A 23,951-nucleotide genomic window follows, 5' to 3' on the forward strand; every position below is an offset into this window, starting at 1 on the left:
AAACTTCTTACTTGCAAAATGGGGATTTAGGTCAAGCTAACTCGGAATACATCTGGATTTTAATTTTAATAAGCTCAGTTCCAATTGACTTTTGTCTTAATCAAGTCTTGGGAATTGCCACCTACCATGATCTCAAACTCTCCTGCTTCCCAGACAAATTCCGCATCCTGATTGTAAAACATCAAGTCTTTTTTGGTGAGTTCAAAAGTTACTGACCTGGTCTCACCGGCCTTTACAAATACCTTTTCAAAGCCTTTCAACTCTTTAACAGGCCTCGTGATACTTGCCACTAAATCCCTCACGTACAACTGAACCACTTCTGACCCGTCCAAAGATCCTGCATTGCGAACATCAACCGTGATTTGCAAGGTTTCATCTCCACTGAGTTCCTCTGCACTCAGCTGAAGTCCGCTGTAGTCAAACTCCGTATAGCTCAACCCATAGCCAAATGGATAAAGGGGTTCGTTTGAAACATCAAGGTAATTGGACCGGAATTTTTGGAACCATTGACCTTCAGGCAGTGGTCTTCCGGTGTTTTTATGGTTGTAAAAAATCGGAATCTGTCCAACATTTTGTGGGAAAGTAGCTGTAAGTTTACCTGAAGGATTGACATCTCCAAAAAGCACATCTGCTATTGCATCTCCAGCCTCAGATCCCGCAAACCAAACATTCAAGATACCTGGGACATGCTCTGCTTCCCACTTGATCGCCAATGGCCTTCCGGTAAACAAGACCAATACTACAGGCTTCCCTGTTTCCAAAAGTGCTTCCAGCAACCTTCTTTGATTGGCAGGCATTTCAATATCCGATCTGCTCGCTGCCTCCCCGCTCATTTCGGCCGACTCTCCCATTGCAGCGATGATCACATCCGCTTCCCTGGCGATTTCCAATGCCTCGCTGATCAAAGTCTCCTCTGGCCTTTCATCTCTGTAGGTAGGCTTCCCGAAAATACTTACCCTTTCCTCGTATTCTGCATCCTCCACCACATTTGCACCTCTGGCTGTAAGCAAGGTAACCTCATTTCCCAATGCATTTTCCAATCCATCTTTCAAGGAAATGGCTTCCGTAAACCTCCCCGCTACGGACCAAGTCCCTGACATGTTTTCCCTGTTGTCTGCCATTGGGCCAACTAAGGCAATTTTACCCGATTTTTTTAGAGGTAAAATGCTCCCTTCATTTTTGAGTAATACAAATGATTGTGCTGCGATTTCCCTGGCCGTCTTCCTGTGCTCTTGGGTAAAAATTTCCTTTTCGGACCTGTCCAAATCTGAATAGCGATATGGATCATCAAAAAGCCCCAATTTGTATTTGGCTACCAGAATCCTTTTTACAGCCGTATCAATATGGCTTTCGGATATTTTCCCTTCTTCCAAAGACTTTTCCAGAGTGGTAAGAAACCCCTCCCCTACCATATCCATGTCCACTCCCGCCAATAATGCAAGTGCAGATACATGCTGCAAATCTCCCAGGCCATGGGCTGTCATTTCATTGATCGCTGTGTAGTCGGTCACCACAAATCCATCAAAACCCCACTGCTCCCTTAATACATCTGTCATCAGCCATTTATTAGCTGATGCAGGAATACCATCCACATCATTGAAGGCTGTCATCACCGAGCCCACTCCAGCCTCCACTGCTGCTTGATAGGGCAGAAAATACTCATTGTACATCCGTTGCCTGCTCATGTCTACTGTATTGTAGTCACGCCCCGCTTCAGGGGCTCCATATAAGGCAAAATGCTTTACACATGCCATGATGGTATTGTAAGCGGTCAGGTCATCTCCTTGATACCCCTTGATCATGGCCTGGGCGATTTTTGCTCCTAAAAAGGGATCTTCACCATTGCCTTCCGAAACCCTGCCCCATCTCGGATCTCTTGACACGTCTACCATAGGAGAAAAAGTCCAATTGATGCCATCAGCACTCGCCTCAATAGCGGCTATCCTAGCGGATTTTTCGATCAATTTCATATCCCAGGTACTTGAAAGACCCAATGGAATTGGAAAAAGTGTCTCATAGCCATGGATTACATCCATCCCTATCAACAAAGGTATTTTAAGCCTGCTTTCTTCTATGGCTACCCTTTGGGCTTCTTTGATTTTTTCAGCTGACTTGAGGTTGAACAATCCCCCAACTTTACCTTCCCTGATGCTATTGAGTACATCAGAACTGCCCGCCTCACCTGTGGTAATGTCACCTCCAACGGGCAGGTTCAGTTGGCCTAATTTTTCATTCAAGGTCATCAGAGAAATAATAGAATCAGCCTTAGCAGCATACTCATCGATGGAAACCGGTGTAGGTTGGCTTGTTTTGAAGGAAATCAATCCAAAAAAACAGAGCATCAGAACTGGAAAATATTTTTTCATAGGTTTATTGTTTGTACTTCTAAATCGACAAATGATTACTACAGGTTTTTTTTCGATCCCAATTAGCAAAGATTGTATCAATTTAAATAATTGAAGACTACATCAAAAATTTCTCAACCTATACTACAAATGATTTTTTATGCTGAATATCAGTATTTTAAAAATCAAACATATTAACCCATTGATACGATCAGAGAGACCAAAAACTCAAATGGATTGGGTAAGAACAGAATCGGAGATTCTAGAATAAAGAGAATTGAACCGCAATTTTAAAAAGCAAACTTTATAATATAATATGAGTATACGCATCACTGCAAGTAGCCATTTATTTTTTTGAACCAGTTCTTTTTGCTAAATTCTAATCAAAACTTTATTATAAAGCTACTTTTTCCTTAATGAAAAAGTAGCCAAAAAATCAAGAATTTCGAATTCCCGAGAAAATCGGGACAGGCTCTATCCACGCTCAAGGCCTGCGCTGGCCCGGTCGAAATTCATCCCACCCTCCAAAGTTTCAATCTACAGTTAGAAGTAAAGTTGAAGGTTTGGTCCTTAAAGTTCACCGTGCAAAGATGCGAATACACATATAATATAAAAAACCCTTGTCCAAAACATGAATTTAGATCTTAAATTTCTTAGGATTTTTCTGGTTGGACCAAAAACTTACAACCTCAATCTGATCATTTTTGTTGCGATAATAAATACTCGTTTGTTTACTGGAAACACATTTTCTCAGCCCTTCCCTTCTGTTGGATTTACGGTACATCTCCGGAGTTTTCGAAATGAGTCCAAGAGTCTTTTCAATGCTAAAAAAGATTTCCTTTGCCTTCTTGTGCCCGAACTTCCGAAGGATATATTCAAGCAATTCTATTTCTTCTTGCCTAGCACGAAGAGAATAGCGAACCTCCAGTGCTAAAAATTGAACCTTTTTTTGATATCCTCACTCATTCCATTTGAAAAATATTCAGCTCACGGCCTGTAGCATCTACCCTAACCAAATATGTCCCTTCTGGACTGAAAAACACATTTTCATCTTTCTCAAACTTCACTTCTTCCAAAATTTCAATGGGTGCGGTTCCAACCCTAAAAAATCTGTCTTTTTCCACCATCCAGATTTCTTTGTCTGTAAGCCTGAGGTCTTTGATTTCCTTTACTCCTTCGAACATAGTCTGCACATCTCCTTCATTGTCCGCAATGGCCACTCCATCTGTTCCGATCAAAATCAACCCATTGTCAAAAGCAATCTGATTTTTTAATCTCCCAACTTCAAATTTCTTATAACTGACTGTGGAAATACTTTCTCCTGTTTTGGAATCATAGGTGTGGATTCCTTTTGAGGAGGCATCGACAATTTTATCCCCATCCAATACGAATGGATCAAAGTCTGTCCCCAATCTATTGCTCACTTTTTCTGTTTCAAAGGCAATCTGCCCGGTCTTTGTATCAAGGGCCACGATGTATGAACCTGAAAGTCCATTGGTCATCTTCAGATACAGTAAATCTTCTGTAAGCTCTTCTTGAATGACACGGTTGTTCTGCCTTGCTATTCTGTCTTCCTGAAGAACAATTTCCCCTGTATTGAAATCAATCTGTAAATAAGACTTTCGGCTACCGTCGGGATCTATGTGTTTGCCTCCCTGCATACCCACTACATAGTGAATAATGCCATTTTCATCTACCAAAGGGTAAGAACTGTTGTCACCTAAAGTATTTCCTTCTTCACCACCTGCTCCCAGTACAGACATGTTTCTGTACATTCTCCGATGTCTTTGCATGCCTTCCTTGACATCACCCTCCATTTCTTCTCCTGTTGTGATATCAATCAATGTCAATCCAAAATAGGGTAAAAGCAATACATTCTCCCTCACAAAAGCTGTCCCTGGGATAAAATCACCACTGTATTTCAAACTCCAAAGCAAATCCCCATTTTCGGCATTCAAAGCTTGTACTTCGGGTCTTCCCGCAATGTTTTGAAGCTCAGTCTGACTTACCCTGATGGCTATAATCAAGTCATTGTTCGGCTCGTAAAATACTTCTCCCAATCCTCCTTTTAATTCTGCTTGCTGCCATAAGACTTCACCTGACTTGACCCCCAATAACTGAAGCCCATCTTTACCATTCACTGCGATTGCATTTTTTTCAGGCAAATACGTGATCAGTTTATTCAGCCTTTCATCGTGTCCTACATAAGAGACAGGAATATTGTTCTTTTTGGATATGGTATTCATACCTGTGGCAGCAGAAAAAGTTGCTTCAGAAAGTGTCTCTTCATCCTGTCTTAACCTTTGCGCATTTGACAATATCTGATAAATGGATTCCACGGTTGAAATGCCAATATCCAGGTCATTTTTCACCCATTGCTCTTCCCCGTTCTTCAAGTCAAATGCCGTAGCTGTTGTATAAGTCAAGGTATAATCAAACTGCAAGAAGATTTCCTCCTGCTCAAATAAAAGGAAAGCACTTCCTTCAGTCACACCTACCCTAGGAATACTTCTGCCCACTTTGTTGCGGTATTTACCTTGGAGTACCTGCTGCTTGCTCTCTAGGTTCCATACCTGGTATTGATTCTCATTTTCAAGAACGATATACTTACCATCATTGGAAAAAGAAGTATATTTTGGCGTGAAATCAGTAGAAATCACCCAGTCAGGATCATTTTGGGCAAAGACTTGAGGGCCAGAAAAAGTAAGCAGGATTCCAAAAACAATACTACATAAAACCGAAAACAGAAAACAGTTCCTGGATTTAGATATGTTTAGAAAGAAAATTTTTTCCCGGAATGAAAAATCCAGAACGGACGAAAGTAATTTTGCTAGTTTCATGTAAATTATTTTTTAACAATAAATATTAAGCTTTAAAAAGGTGTTTTTACCAAAAATTAAAATTGATCTTGTAAGAGATATAAATTTCATCAATTGCTTAAATGTAACACCTAATACCCTCTTTATGAAATACTTTCACTACTTTTTACCCATAAATTGGTGATTATGATCTTTCTGTTCATGAAAAAAAGTCTTAAACATGCATAAAGTCGTACCGGTAGCAATATTGTTTTTTCCGTTGATCTGCTACGCAAAAGCTCTAAACAAAGTCAAGATTCATGAAGGCGCAGAGATTGAAGGAATAAACCAATGGGTCGGGGCAATTTCGGATGATGACACTAAAACATTACTTTGCTTCCACTTGTACACTTTCTACAGGACCTAAATAGCTGGGTTTTAAGCTACCGGTATCAATGACAAATCGTTGAAAAACAATCCCTGAGTCTATTGCCCAAACTTTAAGCACATGTTTGCCCGGTGCTTCCACCTTGTGGGATGAAGTCTTGATTTTTATATGATCTCCGACTGATTTCATCCACCATTCGGCATATTTGTAATCAGGTACGGTTTCACCTTCATTCATATTGATAATTTGAGGTGCTTCATCGTCTATGGCTATGGCGTACTTCAAACCTCCCTGATGCTTGAAATCTTGAGTTGGAGACAAGTATGTATCCACTTTAAAATTCCCCGAGCTGGTAGTTGTGAATTCATACTCCACCATCGGGGCATCTTTCAATTCTACTTCATTTTCCGCAGTTACCGGTTCAATGATCAGCGAAGAACCTGTTCTTCCCAAGTTTGGGATCACAGTCCAATACCGGTTCTTTGCGTCACTTTTTTTTGTAAAATGAGGTGCTTCAAACGCAACTGCACCTTTATTTTCTACAAAACCGGATCCCATTATCTGTTCATTTCGAATGGGTACCTCCACAAGGTATTCATTTCCCGCTCCGGCAATCAAAAGCTCACCTTTAGCTGTTCCTTCAGGAGCCTTGCTCCAATCTATGCTCACATAAACTTTTTCATTGAAAAGGGTTTCACCTCCTTCAGAAGAAACTTTTATCCAATCTTCTTTTGGTCTAATGGTGTAGCTCAATTTTTCCTGTCCGCGGTTAATGATATCGATATAATAGTCCTGATCGTTGACAGGATCAAAAACAGGCATTTCCTTACTGAATGCCCAATCGGCCTCTACATCTAACCATCCCCATCGAGGAGGGGTGCCATATTCAATGAAATAACCCAATTCAGCGGGTTGCTGCACCTGAACATAAGCGACTGCAGGCATCATATTGAGCGGAGGGTGGTTCCAATAGGTATATCCCATGTGCGTTTGGGACATCATATGGTTCCATTTGCCTTCTTTAAGTTCATGGAATTCCTGGGTAAGTTGCGCGTCTTTCTCAAACAACTCCTTTGTTCTATCCGCGTAAAAATTGGCTGATGCAGCTCCCCGTACACCATAATACCTGTTTTTTCCTGCCGCCACATACATTTCGTTGATATTGGCGCTCATTTCGATGGGAGAATGAACCAACTGATAAAAGGCCGCCTTTTGGGCTTCAGGAAGCTTTTCATATACGCTGGTACTTTTTTCCAATAACTGTGTGTATTCTTCGACTATACGGTCTGCCTCACGGTAGTTTTCTACACTGTAGGTACTTGCTGTCAGCATTTCAGGAGTTCGGCGGGCATTATATTTTGTATGTAGCGAAAGCATTTCGGCAATTTCTTGCGCATGTTGGTTGCCAAATTGCTGCCTTGCCCAACGCACATAGAAGTCAGGTAAATCCTTCGCTTGAATGGCATCAGGGTCCCATGCATATTCCAGAAAAAAACTAATCGGTAGCTCCATAGGCTTGATATCCCCTACATTGGCAATCCAAATTTCTCTCACGCCATGTTCGTAGGTCAATTTCATTTGTTCCCACACCCGTTCGATCTGGGTGACGTTGAGCCACCTGTAGGATATGGGGGCACCTACATAATCAAAATGGTAATACATCCCAAACTTGGAATCGGGATTTGTCTCTTCTGGGTTGGGCAGGTACCGGATGTTGCCCCAGTTATCATCACTGAACATCACGGTGATGTCGTCATCCACACGCATACCTTTGTCAAAGTAATCCTGTACTTCTTTATAGATCGCCCAAACCTGAGGGGTTTCCTTGGCCGGTTTTCCGGAGATATCGCTGATAATTTCACGCTGATCTGCTATGATGGTTTTTAACAAATCCACGGCTGTTTCTTCAGACATGGCATCATCGCCATCACCACGCATCCCAACAGTGATCATCGTTTCGTAGTCTCCCACACGCTCAAATCCCCCACGCCAGAATTCCTGAAGTTTTTCTTTGTTGGTCAGGTAATTCCACTCACCTCCATCAAACAATTCCCACTCATGGTGGGCCCGTGTCATGGGTTCATGATGACTGGTGGACATGACGATGCCATATTCATCTGCCAATTTAGGGTTCAAAGGGTCATCAATATAAAACATGGTCGGCGGCCACATGGAAGGCCACATGAAATTGGCTTTGTTGCGAAGTAAGAGTTCAAAGACATGTTCATACACTTTATGGTTGGTACCTCCGAACTTTTCATTTGCCCAGTTTCTGAAAGCAGGGGACTCATCATTGATAAAAATGCCGCGATACTTTACTGCCGGACTTTTTGAGATAAAATGACATTTTTCAAGATAGATTTCCTCTTGTTTTTCCACCGCCACATCGGCCCACCAATACCAAGGGGAAACACCTATTTTTTCGGAAAGGGTAAAAACCCCATAAGCGGCACCTCGCCTGTCACTGCCTACAATGACCAGCGCCTGATCAACACCAGGGAATGGCTTATCCACTGTTTTGATCACAAATCTTTCCCAATCACCCTGGATTTTGTCCATTTCCAGCTTCTTTTCCGTGATCAGTTTTTTGATCAAAGCGCTGTTTTCTGCCGTTCCAATGATGATCACATTTTTGTCTTGAATATTATCACCTGTAGAAATTGCAGGTTTTTTGCCTGTGACCCTTTCAATGTCCTCAGCAAGAAAATTCGCCGACCTACCAATCAATTTATTTTCCGTTGGGTCATAAACGATGGTGCTTGCATTGCTTTTAGTTGCGATGGTAAATTGATTGGCTTTTTTGCCGCTTTTAAAATGCACATTGATTTGTGCTTGGGAAAAACATGGCAGAAGGATCAAAAAGAACAGTAATTTTTTCATTTGATTATTGAATAGGTTTTTCCCAATGTATGCTCTCAGACATTGGAAAATTATATAGGTTTGAGATTAACTGAAATAGTAAAAATAGAAAATTTAAGTTTAAAAGGCTTCCAAGAATCATACAAATGGATTTCAATCAGCACAGTACTTTCGAAAAGTAACTCACATCCAATATCAAAAAAAATCCTAACCTGCGCATTTTTAGCAAGTTAGGATTTGAATTAGCAGAGAGGAAGGGAAATGAACCCACCCCTTAACTAAATGACTTTCAATATTTTACAAATAAAATGCAGCTAACACTCACCGAAAGACTCGCCAAATTTTTTATTAGTAAACTTACACGTAAAGTTAAATAAATAATGTCATAAATTAAAAAACATTTATATTGTTTTGTTTTAAATATTTATCAGAATTACTCGAAATAAAAAAATAAGCAATTCTAATCTCCCCACTGGCTACTGGGTTGATAAGGGTACCCAATAACTACTAATAATTCCTAAAAACTGGAATTACCCCTACTACTGTACATGATCCAAAAACAAGAAAATTTTGGCGAGCATGTCTGCCGAACAGGCCTGATATGGAATAGCTTCAGTGATTCCGAGCTTTCGGAATTAGCGAGCAGCTTGAATGCAGGGCGGATAATCTACACCTAGCCCTCAAAAATCTTCACCTATGTGGGATGGCAAAAAATAGCGGATGCCTTTGGCGTGTCGCTGGACTATCTGGTCGGTGAGGTGGTAAACAGTTCCTTAGACAAAAAAAGTCAAACTACTGCAGGATATCGAAAAACTGCAGCCCGAGGACCGGGAGCACATCTTCGCCCTGATGGACGTATTCCTGTTCAAGTGCCAGGTACAGAAATCACTCAGCGCATAAAACACAAAAGCCCGGCAGTGCCGGGCTTTTGTGTTTCAATATAGTGTCGTCAGGTCAACTTTATAACCAGAACAAAAAGCCCGACAACCACTATAAGACCAAGTAGGATATTAGAAAAACCATGAATGATGATTTCCGACTTCTGGCTTCCTTTTCTTCCTTCCCACATTTCTTTAAAACTTATACTCTCTCTCCCCCTTACTTTGTGAAGCACCGCATATACAACCCATTTTGTCAAGGCTCCAACAAACTCGAAGAAAACCGAACCTATTATACTCTCAATCATTTTTTCTTATCCCCGTTCCTTTTCTTTTTGAAAAAATTGAAGTCAACGTTCCTTATCTTACTGAAAGGGGATAAACTATAGTAGGTGACAATCAAGGATATAATTCCAATCAGTATTATTAGGTGCCCGCCATATCCCGATACCATTAATGTTCTTCGGTTTATTCCATAAACTGACAAGTTGTTCACCAACATTACTCCGCCCGTTAACAATAATAAAATAGAAACTGTCAACAGAATTATAAATAAATGATTGGAACCCTTTTTTGACATGCTTATTCTTTTCTTTCGGAATTGGATTTTAAATACTTCACGCCAACATAAAAGGCTTTCGCAACTTCATGTACCAGAGAATCTGCCCAACCTGGATTATTTTCACCTCCATAGCATGAATACAGTGCAAGCAGATAACCATGGGCTTCCGGAGAAAGCTGGCTGGGTCCCTTTTTAATATTCCACCCACTCCTTAAATCACCTGACCATGTATCCATTTTAATAACCGAATTATTTGCATTGAACACCCCAAAGCCATAAAAAACAAGTGCCACCTCCATATAAACATCATCCTCTGAAAATCCCTTAACCTTTGATCTCAGTCGGATCAATTCAAACGCTATGGACGCCGCCAAACAACCTGGATCATCTAAATACCCTCGGTTGATCAAGATTTCAACACTCCCATCAGAGTATTCCGTAAACTTACTGGAAGCAGGCTCACCGCCTTCCTCCGAAACCATGATGACTCCTGAATCCAACACAACATCCGTCGGCTCGCTGAACAAGCCCATCTCCACCATACTTATGTCCACATCAATTATATCCCCAAGTTTTTGAAATAGTATTTGGGCATATGCTTCATCTCCACTAAACTCCATCCCCGTTATTTCCTTAGGGTCAGTATAAACGCTGGAATCGAAAATAAACTCTTCCCCAAGCTCTTCTATTAAAACAGAAAACTCCCAATCGAGCATAAGCTTGTCTAAAACGCCCACAGGACACTTCGGACTTCCTTTGAAAAGACTAATTACCCGGTCTAACCACATCATTTCTTCTAACCTCTACTTCATCAGGCTTTTTACCTTTTAACATATTCTCAATCACCGGGAGGGGCGATGGGCCAGACAATACCCTGGACAAGCCCATTTTCATGTTTTGGTCTTCGATTGGAAGTTGCTCAAACTCTTCGGCGGACATTCCTCCCCTCGCCCTATCCCTGACCCCGCTTTCCCATTCTTCCTGCAACCCCTTCAATGCCTTTGTTGTATTATAGTCATCCACAAAATAATCCGCTCCAAGGGAAACCTCAAATCCATTAACCTCAGCAAAAGATTCATTCTTTGTTATGGTCTGTGCGGTATGAAGTATATCTCCTAGCATCTTAGCAAGATTTCCCCCAGTATTCCCAAAAGAGTGGGTGTTATCAAAATTTTCAGACGTCCCAATACCAGATGAAGTAAGGCCAGACCTATATGTTCCGTCACCTCGACTGGTGGTATGGAATCTTTGCGTCTTCATAAGTGCACCTTCACTTCTGCCAATTGTGGCGATACCGGAATTATGCATTCTTGACGTCTGGGACACAACCCTTCTGACATTTGACACATTGGCAACTCTCGGGGAATTTCTTACGGCAGGCCTTGCCCCGCCTCCGCAACACGGCATCATACCGTCGGGATCATTCCATCTTATCGGGTTGTTCCACATGCCCGAATAGGGAGACATTCCTATTTGCTTCGGATGCTCTGCCAGTGGATCAACACTGGTCCAACGCCCTATCACTGGATCATAAAAACGTGCCCCGTGGTCGTATAAATTAAGATTTAAGTCGTCCAGCAGTTCCTTGCCGTTGTAGAGGTACTTTTTGATTATTGATCTTTCGACATATCAAAAAACTCTTGGAAAGCAATGCAATCCATTCGTATTTCATCTTGTTCAATAATTACCCTGATACCTCTCATTGATGCACCACCTAACAATCCTCCATGCTCTGTTTCTTCATTACGAATAGAAGCAATATCCCATTCCTCTATCAACTTATGCACTCTCAATGGATCATTGGGTACAATTTTAATTTCAGAACCTTGAATAACATAACTGATCATCTTATTATTATTCCAAACTGACTCAATTATTCTACTATATTGAATGTCTAAAGACTGGAGGATAAAGACTGTGTCAGCAGAATAATCTATAAAATCAAATTCCTCATATATATTACTTCTTTGCTCGTACTCTATTTGAGGGTATGATCCACATTTCCTCTTCTTCTGAAGCTTGTACAACTCCTTTAGAAAAGAAGAACTATCCATTGGTAATTGCTTCATCGATGAACATGCAAGTATATTTATAAATCCAATAATTAGAGCTAAATTTTTCATGATTAGTAGGTAAATGGGGTTTGTCTTCTTCTGATCGGTCTAAAATTGGGGTTCGAGTTACCACTTGAATTATAGTATCTACTCTGCCTTGTTCCATTGAATATTATCCTTGTACCTGTCGGACTACCTGATGGATCATATGTATAACTCTGTCTTAATGAAAGTCCATTTTCAGCCCTTATTTGATTCTCTGTGTGAGTTGCCGATATTTCAGCTCTTGGCACCGATTGGGTAGCTCCATTTTGATCTTGATAAGTAAACCAAGAATTTAAGTCTAACGTACTGTTAAGTCTATCTCGACTATGTGCTAACTCATGTCCTAATGCCACAAAACTTGGTCGTTGATTACCTTGAACACCATTAAAATTAGGATCCCATCGAACTGCACTTCCACCCAAAGAACTATTTGATGCGAACTCTGCATTACCTCGAGAGCTATTCGCATTGCCTGGTATTATTTGTACATTGTCTGATGCACCAGCCAAACCGGTAACTAAAGCATAACCAGCACTACCCCCATTCATTAGATCATTTAAGCCGTTTGCAACATCTCCGATGAATTGATTATTCCCCTGATATGCATTCCCACTTTGGTCACGGAATGCATAATTACCTTGCTGATCTGATCCCCAATAATAATGCTGAGTCTGTATTTGATTATCTACAGTTGGATGGATGACTACCCAAATACTATCTCCATTGATATCGATGTTACTGATTGGATTATTAGCACCGTATTGGTAAGGGGATAATCCATAATACTTTTCTGAAAATCTATCTATGCGGTTAAAACGACCAATTGTCGGATCATACATCCTTTGTCCATAATCATACAAATTGAGATTCAGATCATCCAGCAGTTCCTTCCCGTTGTAGAGATACTTATTCACCTTAATCCCGCCATACTGATATCCCAGTCCTGTCAGCTCCAGTCCCCAAGGATTCCCGATATCGCTTTGCTCATCGGGACAGGCTATAATGAGTTTCTTGTACGATCAAGGGAGTAGTACTCATCACTGTGAAATCATCAAACCACACATCTTCATTGGTTTCATTCACTAAATATGTTTCAACATATCCTGTTTTCGAAATATAAAGTTTCTGATTCAGTTCTTCATGATTGTTGGCAGCTTTTTTACTAAGTATATGCTTCCCCCTTTCGTATAGATTGCTATCTGAATCATATAACGCATACCCCATAAAAGCCTCAGGGGCTTGATATTGCTGAAGATCATCAGCAATCAAGTCGACTATCTGGAACAAAGTAAATGGGTTTGGAATTCCACTCATAGCCATATCCCCAAGGTCTGTTGCTAATTGATGAGCCAAACCTTTGGGGAAAAGAGACTCCTTCCTTGCTTTGCGTTTAGGAAGTTCAAACTTAGCAAAAACTGAAAGCTCGACACTATCTCCTCTAGGTGTAGTCAAACGTTGAATGCTAGGGCTGGGTGTAGTTTGAAACTACTCCCTTTTATCCTTTCCAAATTGCAATTGGACTATTCAATTAGACGCTAAATTTGAAAGGTAATTCCCGATAAATCGAATTACAAATTCATTTTGATAGAAAGGCGTAGTTACAAACTACGCCTAGTACCAACTCCAAACTTCACCCAGACGGGGTAAACAGTTCCTTAGACAAAAAAAGTCAAACGGCTACAGGACATCGAAAAACTGCAGCCCGAAGGCAAAAGCCACCTCATGGCCTTCATGTATGCCTTCCTCAGGGACGGAAGAGCCAAAAAAGCCTATGCTTTCTGAAAAACATCAACGCACTGTAAATGAAAAAAGCCCCGGGAATCCGGGGCTTTTCTCTTATGCGCCCATCTAAAGAGCTTCCTTATTTTATACTAAGCCCAATAGAGTCGCAAAAAAACACCAAGTCACGAACTTCCTCCCCTATCAATCCCTCTATTTTTTCATCCTGTTCGATCATCTGCTTTAACCTGTGTGTGACCGCCATCAACAATTCCGATCCTGTGCTAACTGATGACTTTAGCTCAGTGAGCTCTTCAGAACACCCCAATTCGTTGGCTCCTGCCAAAACTTCTATTATATGATCTATTTTTAATAAGTAATTCATTTGTTAATCGTGTTAAAGGATTCAAGCTTAACCCCACTAGCCGGTGTTACAACCTCTATTCCACCACCCCCACCCTGTGGCCCCCCAGGTGCATTAGGAGCGGGTCTTGTTATAAAATTGTTTCCCGGTCGTAAGGTTCCTATTTCTAAAAAATTGGCATTCGTAATATTTTCTACAGGAATTCCATATTTTACTGAAAATGCTTTCGGGTCGGACAAAGGGTTTTCAGTTGCCCAAAATTGTGCTTCCGCTGCATGACTTTTACCTGTGGTACCGATTCTATATAATTTCCCTCCTGATTCGACATACGAGCGCATACTCAAAGCCTCTTCCGCCAAGGATTGGACAGCTTCACCATAAGGAGTTTTAACCGAGCTAGGAATCCCCACCTTATTAGGCATTCTGAACTTGGAGAATGCCTCAACTCCTCCAAAAACACTCAATGCCCCAACAGTTCCCAACCTAAACCTGTCCTCAGTCGACCCGTTCTCGATAGTGTTCGAGATTCCCCTGTAGGCATCTTTCACTTCAGAATAGATAGGTATATAATTGGGATCACCTGGCCCCATAGCCGCCTGGGGACGGAAAGCGTTGAAGAAGTCATAGACACCCAATGCAATCCTCCTGTATGCCCGGTATACTTCCTTGACCTCCTGATCGGTCGGTTTCTGGAGCATTTCCGTTGTGGTTCCCACTCCCGGATACCTAACCGCTTCCAAACCATCCAAATCTATTGCCTGTATCGGCGTATTGCTGGCATATTGATAAGGAGTCAGCATCGGATATGAACCGGTCAGCGGATCGACACTCAAAAACTTCGCAATCTCAGGATTATAGAACCTGAAGCCGTAGTCGTAGTGACTCTTATTGCCCCACTGTCCGCTTGGGTCTTTTTCCTTGCCGTTGAAGCCATAACGCTATACTCCCACACAACTTTTTCCCTGCTCTTTCCAACTCCCCCCACTCACTTTTAAAGAACGTTATGCCCTTCCGGCATATCCCGATAAAGATAGTTTTTTTCTTTCATCTGAAGATATTTTCAGTTGAAAAAAAGAAGGGGCTGAAGGATGGCATTTTTAAAAACACTTTCTTAAAAGAAAAAACAAAAAAAAAGAAAGCGTATGGACAAAAAGCAAGGGAGCGGGACGGCTTAAGGTGCGGCTGCTCTGCGGGTGGGTTGCGGGTGCCGCCGAAAGCCTGTCAGGGAAAACGACCGTAGGAAGTGGCTGGCAGTGATCCCGACCGACCATACCGCTTAAGAGTTTAAAACCACCATGGCCTGTCGGGAAATTTGTCAGTGGTCCGCAATGATTCTGGCAGGCGGTGGATTCGTTGCGTCCCCATCGAAGCAAAGCGGAGTATCGGGAGGCCTAAGCAGACAAAGTAGCCTGCGGTGAGAATGACGCAGCAAATAGCAAGACCACTTTGAGAGCCTGGCGCTAGCCTCCCGAAGGGTGGTGCAGCAGCCTGGAACTCCTTATTCATTTAAACAATCCGGGGAAGGCTGCTGCAACGGGCCGGCGTTTGGCTTGCGGAGCAAGGAAGACGAATACCGCTTATCAAAACAACTATCGTCTTTTTTTATGTATCTTTTTACCGTATTTTTGGATTACTGATGTACAATCATCCATTTAAAGGTGTGATCATGGTTAAAATAGGGGACAGAATAGCACAGCTGCGCAAGCAGAACGGCTGGTCGCAGACCGAACTGGCCGGGAAAATAGGGGCTTCTAGGGAAGCCATCGGCAAGTATGAACGCAACGAGGCCCTGCCCTCCGTGGAGACGGCCAAAAAAATAGCGGAAGCCTTCAGCGTCACCGTCGATTACCTGGTCGACGAAACCGCCACCCCCACCTTCGACAAGCTCACCGTAAAAAGACTGCAAGAGATAGAAAACCTCTCCCCTGAGGAAAAAAGCCACCTCATGGCCCTCATGGACGCCTTCCTCAGGGACGCAAGGGCAAAAAAAGCCTATGCTTTCTGATGGGTTTAGGATTCCTTAATCGCTTTCTTCGCCAAACATAAAATGGTCAGCCTCATGCTGTAAATGAAAAAAGCCCCGGTTTCAGGGGCTTTTGATTTCACATCATATATTAGGCACTATTCATATACTTTAGCTCCTAACAATAAGTGAGCAAAAACTTTCCATGTAGGTCTCCTTTCATCAAAGGGCATATTCATGTTTTTGTAGTACCCTTCTACATCTTGAGTGTACGCATGAAGAGATTCCAAAAAACTAACCAGAGTAATATTTTCCCACTCTTCCGGTTTAGTCTCCAAATCAATTCTAAATTGCTCAAGAAAGTTTTCAAAATCCTTCTTCGACTCTATTTTTTCATAGATTTCATATACATCCATATTCTAATTATCTAATTTGTCCCTGTACCCCTAATTCTAATACTCTCCCCATTATTGGTCGTTGTGAATTTCTCTAACTCTCTCTTAGGCAAACTATCTAAGTTAACTTTTTGAAACGGTATATCTACGCCCGCTTCCTGAAAGGCCTTCAATCTCCTGTTGTCCAATGTAAATATCTCCCCGTTCCTTTCCACTATCCTGATCGGATCAACACTCAGGGGATCAATTGATCCGTTTCTTAGGCCTGATACCAGATCATCTATACTGCTCCCATTCCTGAAATTCGGACTTATGCTGCTTTGACTAAATCTTATTGAACTCGGATCAATAAGCCCTTCATTGGGCAACTGTTTAAAGCTGGTCGGGTCTAGGAATTTTCTCAGTCCCCTTGTCAGCTGTGTGTTACCGCCTGTCCTCACTGAAATAAAATCCGTGGGATCAAGCCTGCCCGCTGCAGCAATATTCACCACATCAAGGGCAGTATTAAACGTTTCCTTCAACACACCCTGATGCGGTACTTGCCGGATGACCGTCTCAAATATCTCCTCCCCACTTTCATTGACCTTGTAGGACGCTAGCCATTTCATCCCAGGGTCGGCGGGGACAAACGTGTTCAATATTAAGTTCTCCGCAGAATGCTTGATATCATAGAAAGTCGTTAGCAATAATCTTGCTGTAAAAAACGCGTCCCGTTGCGGGTCGTATTCTTCCAGTCCATCAAGGTCAATAAACTTGATCGGGTTGTTGCCTGCAAATTGATAAGGTGTATACCAAGGATAGCTTTTGGTCAGCGGATCCACACTCAAAAACTTCCCTATCTCCGGGTTGTAGATCCTGAAGCCGTAGTCGTAGGTAGAGCCACCTCCGCCAATTCCGGGGCTGTCGTGTTCCTTGCCGTTAAACCCGTACCTATACCCACCACTTTCCGTCCTACCTGTCATTTCCAGACCGAAGGGGTAATAGTCAGTCCTGCTCAGCACTTCTGCCCAAGTACTGTCTCCATTCATATGGATGCGGTCTGACACCACGGCAAGTACATTGCCAAGGTGGTTGCTCAGCTCATATTGCTTGTGACCTACCGTTCGGTAACCCGGAGCGGAAGCATTGGCTACGTTCCCAAGTCTGGAAGATCCGTAGACCGGACGTTCTGACAGCGTATCACCCTGATAAACAGCCATCACGTTACCTGATGCATCCCGGATATATCTGGTTATGTTTGAACCCTGTTTCTTTTCCACCCTGTTTCCGGAGGCATCATAACGGAATTCGATAGGAGAACCTGATGACTTGGTCACTTTACGGACTTTGCCTGAAGGCGTCCATTCAATGTTGGTCACCCCTCCTGCCACATCTTTTATCAGATTTCCGATGGCATCATATTCATAGTTGTTACCCTGTGCTGAGGCCGTCTGCCTCAGTTTGTTGGAATTCGCATAATAGCCATAAGTAAAATTGTCCTGTATGGCTGCTGCTCCATTCCTGCGCTGTAAGGTAAGTAAATTTCCGTTCCCATCATAGGTATAGGTAGCATCATAGGCCTTTGCAGCGGCTGCTGTCCTGCTCACAAAGCTGGTGGTATATTCTCTTAAGCTTCTGGACTGGACAATACGGTTCAGCTGATCATATTTATAGACCATAGCCTGCATATCATACGTATCCTGCGAACCAGCCAGCTCGGTATTCATCCAGGTGATGTTTCCGTTGAAGAGTCCTGTATTGGAGTTGATCGTGGAAGTCCTCGACCAGAGGGCATCCCTCGTGTCTGTCCTGACCACCGTTGAGGTGATCGGGGTCCAGTCTCCATTGAAATATCCCAGGGCAAAGGCTATGGAATCCTTTCCTGTACCCAGACAGGAAATTATACCAATGCTGATACAAGTGTCTTTATTTGCTACTTTACAGCATGAACTTAGCGGACAACATCAAGGCAATCAGGGAGCAGAAAGGCCTCAAACAGATCGATGTCGCCACCCATATCGGGGTGGACAAGTCGGCCTACAGCAAAATAGAAAAGGGAACCAGGGCAATCACCGTGGAAGAACTCTACAAAGCCGCTCAACTCTTCAACATGACCACCGACCAGATACTCGCATATGACGGAGATATCCCATCCGAAGTCGTCATCGAGGACAAGACAGCCGTAGAACAGCTCAGGCTTATCCAGCAGCTCGAAGAAGAGGACAGGCAGACCATCTTCAAGCTGATCGAGACCATGCTCACCAAAAAGAAGTTCAAAGACTTCTTCCAGAAAAACGTGGCAGCTTTGTAAATAGAAAAAGCCTAGGAAAAACCTAGGCTTTTTCCATAAGATTTCAGCACTGTGGTTATTTCAGCTAATTACATAAATGGTGGTCTCCTGATGGTCTCCTTTTTGAAAGTTATCCAGCTAAGAGTTGGAATAGATATCCACAGGCATCTGATTCATTATCAAAAACCTTCAACCCCGTCTTATTTCCTCTTTCGCTATAATAAACTTCCCACCCACTTTCAGTTCTATTTAAACAATATGCTTCATTAGGTAAACCTCCATTTAAAGAATACGAGTCTACTCGAACGTCTTCTTCTCTCAATTTTTTCTCTAATTCAATTTTTGTCATCATTCAACTTTTTTAATATACCCCCCCTCGAGTAGCTTATCGATGGGCTGATTAAGCTTATATTGGATTCCTCCTCCCGCTTCATCAAACCATGGCGCTACTTTTCCTCCTAGGGCATCAATTGGTTTTACTACCTCATACACATTATAAGGTTTAAATTCAGTACCAGGAGCCAGAGACCTTGCATTATATGGAACTCCTTCTGGCGAAACAAAAGAACCTCCCTCGTATCCATATCTATCTATTCTAGCACCTGGTTTCAAAGTTACATTAGCTGGAGTTCCAGCAAATCCGTCATTGGTAGGCCATTTTATTTTGCCCGTATCATCTAACCAGTTTATTTTTCCAACGCCCCCTGGCTTAATGCCTCCATAAATACTCAATGCTCCAACTGTACCCAGCCTGAACCTGTCCTCAGTCGACCCGTTCTCGATAGTGTTCGAGATTCCCCTGTAGGCATCTTTTACTTCAGAATAGATGGGTATATAATTGGGATCACCCGGTCCCATAGCCGCCTGGGGGCGGAAAGCGCTGAAGAAGTCATAAACACCTAAAGCAATCCCCCTGTATGCCCTATATACTTCTTTGACCTCCTGTTCGGTCGGTTTCTGGAGCATTTCCGTTGTGGTCCCCACTCCTGGATACCTGACTGCCTCCAAACCATCCAAGTCTATTGCCTGTATCGGCGTATTGCTGGCATACTGATACGGTGTGAGCATCGGATAGATCTTGGTCAATGGATCCACACTCAAAAACTTCCCTATCTCCGGGTTGTAGATCCTGAAGCCGTAGTCGTAGGTAGAGCCACCTCCGCCAATTCCGGGGCTGTCGTGTTCCTTGCCGTTAAACCCGTAACGCTATACTCCCGCACAACCTTTTCCCGGCTCTTTCCAATCCCCCTCACACCCCTTTAAAGAACGTTATGCCCATCCGGCATATCCCCATAAAGATAGTTTTTTTTCTTTCAGTTGAAGGTATTTTCAGTTGAAAAAAGAAACAGGCGTAGTGGTGATTCCCCAATAAAACATCTTCTTAAAAGAAAAAACGGAAAAAAAGAAAGCCTTGCATCTGGCGGGTATGGGCAAAAAGCAAGGGAGCGGGGCGGTTTAAGGTGCGGTTGGCTGTGGGCGGGTAAATAGCCCTGCGGACTTGCTTTTTGACGGAGGGCAGGCCTCGTGCGGCCCGCCTAACTTTGCTCACTTTTTTGTTGTTTTTTTCCTGCACACAACCTGCTTTCGGAGATCTGTCCCGGCATTGTGGGTTGGAAAAGCCCCCCTGATCGGGGGTTGGGGGGTGATTTCTAGGCGGCCGGCCTTTTTGAGCGTTGGGTTGCGGGCCGCCTGCGGGTGCCGACGACAGCCTGCCAGGGAAAACGACCGTAGGAAGTGGCTGGCAGTGAGCGGCGCCCATGATACCGCTTTCTTTTTGGACTGTTTATCATGGGCGCTGCGGTCTGTCGGTGGCCCGCAGGCCCGCAATAACACTGGCTGTGGGTGGATGCGTGGCGTCCCGATCGCAGCGAAGCGGAGTATCGGGAGGCCTAAGCAGACACGGGAACAGCCGTGAGGAAGAGGAAGGAGCGCAAAAGACATGACAGCATCCGCCGCGGCGGACCCGAAGGGCGAACGGCTCTGTTTTATGCCTTTAAAAAACAAACACTCCATAAAACAGTGCCGTGAGTGCTGGCGTGGCTTTTTGCCGACGACCGATGACGAACGCCGCCCTCCTGAAGCTTATTGAGACCTTCGTATCCAAAAAACGATTCAAGGACTACCTGCAGAAAAATATAGCTGCGTTATAAATGAAAAAGCCCGGTCAGACCGGGCTCACACTTTGTTGATTCAATTACTTACTTCGATTATTGAAAATATTCGATTTCAATAAATTTTTTACCGTTTTCTTCATAAAAATCAAAGAGAATTCTTTCTTTTAAGTCATTACTTACTAGACTAAAAATACCCCCTGAATCATCGTCAAAATTGAAATTGAAATTGAAATTGGCAATGGAATTAATAACTATACCACCACAATCACGAGATAAGGAGGTTAGCAAATAAATACTGTCTTCCGACTTGAACTTTTCATTTACTATATTTTTTAACCCCGTTTTATCTTCAAATGGAAGAACAGTCTTAAACACTTCTTTAAGAGTAGAAACTTTTTCAAGTATTTTATCCGTCTCAACTATAGACAATATACATCTTTCACTATCAGTAGTCAACTTTTCAATCGTGTTGATATAGCTCTGAAGAGATTGCTTTCCAAACAACCTTCGTTTTTTTTGATCAAACGTCTCCTCTAACATCTTAATCATTATAGTTTACTTTTGATTTATTATTATCCAATTTAGGTCTACCGTAATTGTTCATCCTTACCTTACCGTTGTCTGTTTTTACCTTTCCGGCTTCCCAGTGAGGTTGTCCTTGGTGACTTCTATCCAATGTTTGTTGTTGAACAGATTTTGTCTGAGTTCCACCTCCTTTTGCTGGTACTTCGTATGTATATTCTCTTCCTGAACTATTTCTAGATTGAGATTTTGGTTGCTGACTAGTAGGAATTCCAGCATCTCGCATTGCTTCTCTTCTGGCCGCTCTTGAAGTGGATGATACTTTATCACCTGATTTGACAGCATCAATAGCATTATTGATGATCTTGACATCCTTTCCGATCTTCCCTACTTTGGCTACGTCCCCTATGTATGGAATTATTCCGGCTGTACTGATGGCAGCACCCAGCCAGTCACCGTTCTTTGCCTGCAAGCCCGCATTCAGGCCATCAGCAATACCTGTAGGGTATACCACTCCTACAATATCCAAAGCCGCACTGAGGATATCATCCCCCTGCAAAGAATAATTGCCTCCCAAATCCCCAACTATCCTGCCCGCATTGACATCGATATCGATAAGGTCGGTCACGATGGTCACACTGGAATTGTTCTCTCCATGAATCCTGATATCAAACCTACCGTCCGGATCTATCCTTGACAATGGATTATTCTGCACAAAATTATATGGTGAAACCCATTCCCTTTCACTGGCCATAGGATCCGGGCTGGTCCAACGCCCTATCACAGGGTCAAAATACCTCGCTCCATAGTCGTATAGGTTGAGGTTCAGGTCATCCAGCAGTTCCTTCCCATTATAGAGATAACGCTATGCTTAATAAAATACATGTATATACACTCCCGTATTATCATTTATCATTTCCTTCCACCTTTCAGAATTTGCTTTATCCGACTTTAGTTTATCGAAAACAAAATTCTCACTAAGATTTTTTGTTTCAAAATATCCATTATAACCATAAATATATAATTTGCCTTCGACAGCATGAAGCACAACATCATATCCCCCATCTATTCCAGAGTATATAGGTTTCACAAAACTATTGGGCACAGACCGCTTATTGTATTTCCCATCTGTAAAGTATGTACTATTTCCAAAAATCACACTTTTGTATTCAATTTTTGTGATGTATTTATCCTGATTAGAAAAATGATAATGTGAAAATTCATAATCAGGAAGGAGTATATAAAATAGAATTATAGAAATTATACAGACAATTATTATTTTTTTCATTTTTTCCCACCATTAAAATATCCATGAAATTGCATAACGCCAGAAGCTGGATTTTCCCCAAAAAATGGTTTATTCCATAAATACCCAGGGTTTATACCATTCTTGGTTGAATAATGAAAACCTAGAATTGCTGCGCCTTTCATTCTATTATTTCCAGCAAGATTTAAAGCACCAAATCCTGACATCGCTACTTCAAAAGGAACATTAAATTTTCTTGCTGTGGCTCCTGCCAAAATGTTACCAGCATCTCTTGCGGATGCATAGACACCTTTTTCTACTTGTGATCCATAATATACATTACCATTAGGAGACTTCTTTTTAATATCATATTTCTCACCCCCATTTGCTTTCCATATATAATCAGTGAAGAACCCAGTTATCTCATCCAAGGAAGACTGGATCTTATCCTTTGCCCAGGTACTTCCATAATCAATTCTACCTTCTTCAACTATCTCGCCTCTTTCTAACGCTTCAAAGTTTGCAAACGAAAAAGTGTGTATAGTCCTTCCCATCTTTTCTCCTCCAGCAGTAGTGTTATCTTTACTATGCCTAGAATCGATATCTTTTTTGGTTACTGATCCCTCATGTCGATACACCCCCAAATCCCCATCGTCATAGACAGCCACCACATTCCCATCCTCATCCGTATGGGTACTGAACATTCCTGTCGGATCCATATACTTAAGTGGGTTATTCATCACCCATGCATATGGCGACCATGGATAATAGCTATCTGCCATCGGATCCAGCTGCCAAGTTCTACCTATGACGGGGTCATAACCCCTAGCATGGAAGTCGTAAATATTTAGACTTAAGTCATCTATTAACTCTTTGCCCTGATAGAGGTACTTATTCGCCTTAATCCCGCCATACTGATATCCCAGTCCTGTCAGCTCCAGTCCCCAAGGATCATAATGAGTTTCTTGTACGATCAAGGGAGTAGTACTCATCACAGTGAAATCATCAAACCACACATCTTCATTGGTTTCATTCACTAAATATGTTTCAACATATCCTGTTTTCGAAATATAAAGTTTCTGATTCAGTTCTTCATGATTGTTGGCAGCTTTTTTACTAAGTATATGCTTCCCCCTTTCGTATAGATTGCTATCTGAATCATATAACGCATACCCCATAAAAGCCTCAGGGGCTTGATATTGCTGAAGATCATCAGCAATCAAGTCGACTATCCGGAACAAAGTAAATGGGTTTGGAATTCCACTCATAGCCATATCCCCAAGGTCTGTTGCTAATTGATGAGCCAACCCTTTGGGGAAAAGAGACTCCTTCCTTGCTTTGCGTTTAGGAAGTTCAAACTTAGCAAAAACTGAAAGCTCGACACTATCCCCCTCTAGGTGTAGTCAAACGTTGAATGCTAGGGCTGGGTG

20 protein-coding genes and 4 pseudogenes are annotated in these 23,951 nt (G+C 42.4%); 2 read left to right on the forward strand and 22 right to left on the reverse strand.

The features are described from left to right. Positions 1 to 74: 74 nt before the first annotated feature. From bglX to EGN73_RS18690, 13 genes and pseudogenes are all read right to left on the reverse strand, one after another. Positions 75 to 2,366: a beta-glucosidase BglX gene (bglX, locus tag EGN73_RS18640; protein WP_219293172.1), complete on the reverse strand. Its 2,292-nt coding sequence runs from the start codon at positions 2,364 to 2,366 to the stop codon at positions 75 to 77. Between the two features lie 616 nt (positions 2,367 to 2,982). Further along, entirely contained in the window at positions 2,983 to 3,273 is a 291-nt protein-coding gene (locus tag EGN73_RS22855) for a type II toxin-antitoxin system RelE/ParE family toxin (protein ID WP_425515038.1), read from the reverse strand. 34 nt (positions 3,274 to 3,307) lie between these two features. Next, complete coding sequence (locus tag EGN73_RS18645; protein WP_219293173.1) at positions 3,308 to 5,185, reverse strand: outer membrane protein assembly factor BamB family protein; 1,878 nt, start codon at positions 5,183 to 5,185, stop codon at positions 3,308 to 3,310. Positions 5,186 to 5,531: 346 nt separating this feature from the next. Beyond that, positions 5,532 to 8,411, reverse strand: a complete 2,880-nt coding sequence (locus EGN73_RS18650) for a glycosyl hydrolase 115 family protein (protein WP_219293174.1) — start codon at positions 8,409 to 8,411, stop codon at positions 5,532 to 5,534. A gap of 928 nt (positions 8,412 to 9,339) precedes the next feature. Continuing rightward, a complete protein-coding gene (locus EGN73_RS18655; RefSeq protein WP_219293175.1) occupies positions 9,340 to 9,576 on the reverse strand; it encodes a hypothetical protein in 237 nt (78 codons plus the stop codon). 274 nt (positions 9,577 to 9,850) lie between these two features. After that, positions 9,851 to 10,621: a hypothetical protein gene (locus EGN73_RS18660; protein WP_219293176.1), complete on the reverse strand. Its 771-nt coding sequence runs from the start codon at positions 10,619 to 10,621 to the stop codon at positions 9,851 to 9,853. Further along, a complete protein-coding gene (locus EGN73_RS18665) occupies positions 10,596 to 11,297 on the reverse strand; it encodes a hypothetical protein (protein WP_246611659.1) in 702 nt (233 codons plus the stop codon). The genes EGN73_RS18660 and EGN73_RS18665 overlap by 26 nt, the downstream gene beginning before the upstream one ends. Further along, a pseudogene (locus EGN73_RS22860) lies at positions 11,298 to 11,444 on the reverse strand (RHS repeat-associated core domain-containing protein); the annotation flags it as partial. Then, positions 11,441 to 11,953, reverse strand: coding sequence for a hypothetical protein (locus tag EGN73_RS18670; protein WP_219293177.1), 513 nt, complete (start codon positions 11,951 to 11,953; stop codon positions 11,441 to 11,443). The gene EGN73_RS18670 and the pseudogene EGN73_RS22860, both read right to left, overlap by 4 nt. Before the next feature lie 2 nt (positions 11,954 to 11,955). Continuing rightward, on the reverse strand, positions 11,956 to 12,933 hold the full coding sequence (locus EGN73_RS22600) for a M91 family zinc metallopeptidase (protein WP_343207142.1): 978 nt from the start codon (positions 12,931 to 12,933) through the stop codon (positions 11,956 to 11,958). Then, the gene (locus EGN73_RS18680) at positions 12,914 to 13,381 is read right to left on the reverse strand and encodes a hypothetical protein (protein WP_246611660.1); all 468 of its coding nucleotides are present in this window, start codon (positions 13,379 to 13,381) and stop codon (positions 12,914 to 12,916) included. Before EGN73_RS18680 ends, EGN73_RS22600 begins: the two co-directional genes overlap by 20 nt. A gap of 409 nt (positions 13,382 to 13,790) precedes the next feature. Further along, complete coding sequence (locus tag EGN73_RS18685) at positions 13,791 to 14,033, reverse strand: hypothetical protein (RefSeq protein ID WP_009034413.1); 243 nt, start codon at positions 14,031 to 14,033, stop codon at positions 13,791 to 13,793. Further along, positions 14,030 to 14,935: pseudogene (locus tag EGN73_RS18690) on the reverse strand (RHS repeat-associated core domain-containing protein); the annotation flags it as partial. The pseudogene EGN73_RS18690 and the gene EGN73_RS18685, both read right to left, overlap by 4 nt. A gap of 743 nt (positions 14,936 to 15,678) precedes the next feature. Here EGN73_RS18690 and EGN73_RS18695 point away from each other — a divergent pair. Then, positions 15,679 to 16,017 carry a helix-turn-helix domain-containing protein gene (locus tag EGN73_RS18695; protein ID WP_219293178.1) on the forward strand — a complete coding sequence of 113 codons (339 nt, stop codon included), beginning with the start codon at positions 15,679 to 15,681 and terminating at the stop codon, positions 16,015 to 16,017. Positions 16,018 to 16,133: 116 nt separating this feature from the next. On the opposite strand, the gene EGN73_RS18700 is transcribed toward EGN73_RS18695, so the two are convergent. Together EGN73_RS18700 and EGN73_RS22765 are read right to left on the reverse strand one after the other, a co-directional pair. After that, the gene (locus tag EGN73_RS18700) at positions 16,134 to 16,391 is read right to left on the reverse strand and encodes a DUF7660 family protein (RefSeq protein WP_219293179.1); all 258 of its coding nucleotides are present in this window, start codon (positions 16,389 to 16,391) and stop codon (positions 16,134 to 16,136) included. 11 nt (positions 16,392 to 16,402) lie between these two features. After that, on the reverse strand, positions 16,403 to 18,166 hold the full coding sequence (locus EGN73_RS22765; protein WP_219293180.1) for an RHS repeat domain-containing protein: 1,764 nt from the start codon (positions 18,164 to 18,166) through the stop codon (positions 16,403 to 16,405). Positions 18,167 to 18,294: 128 nt separating this feature from the next. Between EGN73_RS22765 and EGN73_RS18710 the strand changes: the two genes are divergently transcribed. Beyond that, complete coding sequence (locus EGN73_RS18710; protein WP_219293182.1) at positions 18,295 to 18,660, forward strand: helix-turn-helix domain-containing protein; 366 nt, start codon at positions 18,295 to 18,297, stop codon at positions 18,658 to 18,660. Positions 18,661 to 18,769: 109 nt separating this feature from the next. On the opposite strand, the gene EGN73_RS18715 is transcribed toward EGN73_RS18710, so the two are convergent. The 7 genes and pseudogenes from EGN73_RS18715 to EGN73_RS18740 form a co-directional block, all read right to left on the reverse strand. After that, positions 18,770 to 18,988: a hypothetical protein gene (locus tag EGN73_RS18715; protein WP_219293184.1), complete on the reverse strand. Its 219-nt coding sequence runs from the start codon at positions 18,986 to 18,988 to the stop codon at positions 18,770 to 18,772. After that, positions 18,988 to 19,605 carry a TNT domain-containing protein gene (locus EGN73_RS18720; RefSeq protein ID WP_343207143.1) on the reverse strand — a complete coding sequence of 206 codons (618 nt, stop codon included), beginning with the start codon at positions 19,603 to 19,605 and terminating at the stop codon, positions 18,988 to 18,990. Before EGN73_RS18720 ends, EGN73_RS18715 begins: the two co-directional genes overlap by 1 nt. Positions 19,606 to 19,656: 51 nt before the next feature. After that, positions 19,657 to 19,830: pseudogene (locus EGN73_RS22710) on the reverse strand (RHS repeat-associated core domain-containing protein); the annotation flags it as partial. Positions 19,831 to 20,846: 1,016 nt separating this feature from the next. Beyond that, the gene (locus EGN73_RS18725) at positions 20,847 to 21,302 is read right to left on the reverse strand and encodes a hypothetical protein (RefSeq protein WP_219293186.1); all 456 of its coding nucleotides are present in this window, start codon (positions 21,300 to 21,302) and stop codon (positions 20,847 to 20,849) included. After that, positions 21,295 to 22,125 (reverse strand): annotated as a pseudogene (locus tag EGN73_RS18730) (RHS repeat-associated core domain-containing protein); the annotation flags it as partial. The gene EGN73_RS18725 and the pseudogene EGN73_RS18730, both read right to left, overlap by 8 nt. A 21-nt stretch (positions 22,126 to 22,146) precedes the next feature. Further along, the gene (locus EGN73_RS18735) at positions 22,147 to 22,563 is read right to left on the reverse strand and encodes a hypothetical protein (protein WP_219293187.1); all 417 of its coding nucleotides are present in this window, start codon (positions 22,561 to 22,563) and stop codon (positions 22,147 to 22,149) included. Continuing rightward, entirely contained in the window at positions 22,560 to 23,828 is a 1,269-nt protein-coding gene (locus EGN73_RS18740) for an RHS repeat domain-containing protein (RefSeq protein WP_219293188.1), read from the reverse strand. Before EGN73_RS18740 ends, EGN73_RS18735 begins: the two co-directional genes overlap by 4 nt. Positions 23,829 to 23,951 lie beyond the last annotated feature (123 nt).

The sequence above is a fragment of the Arthrospiribacter ruber genome (assembly GCF_019343195.1).
GTDB classification, from domain to species: Bacteria; Bacteroidota; Bacteroidia; order Cytophagales; family Cyclobacteriaceae; genus Arthrospiribacter; species Arthrospiribacter ruber.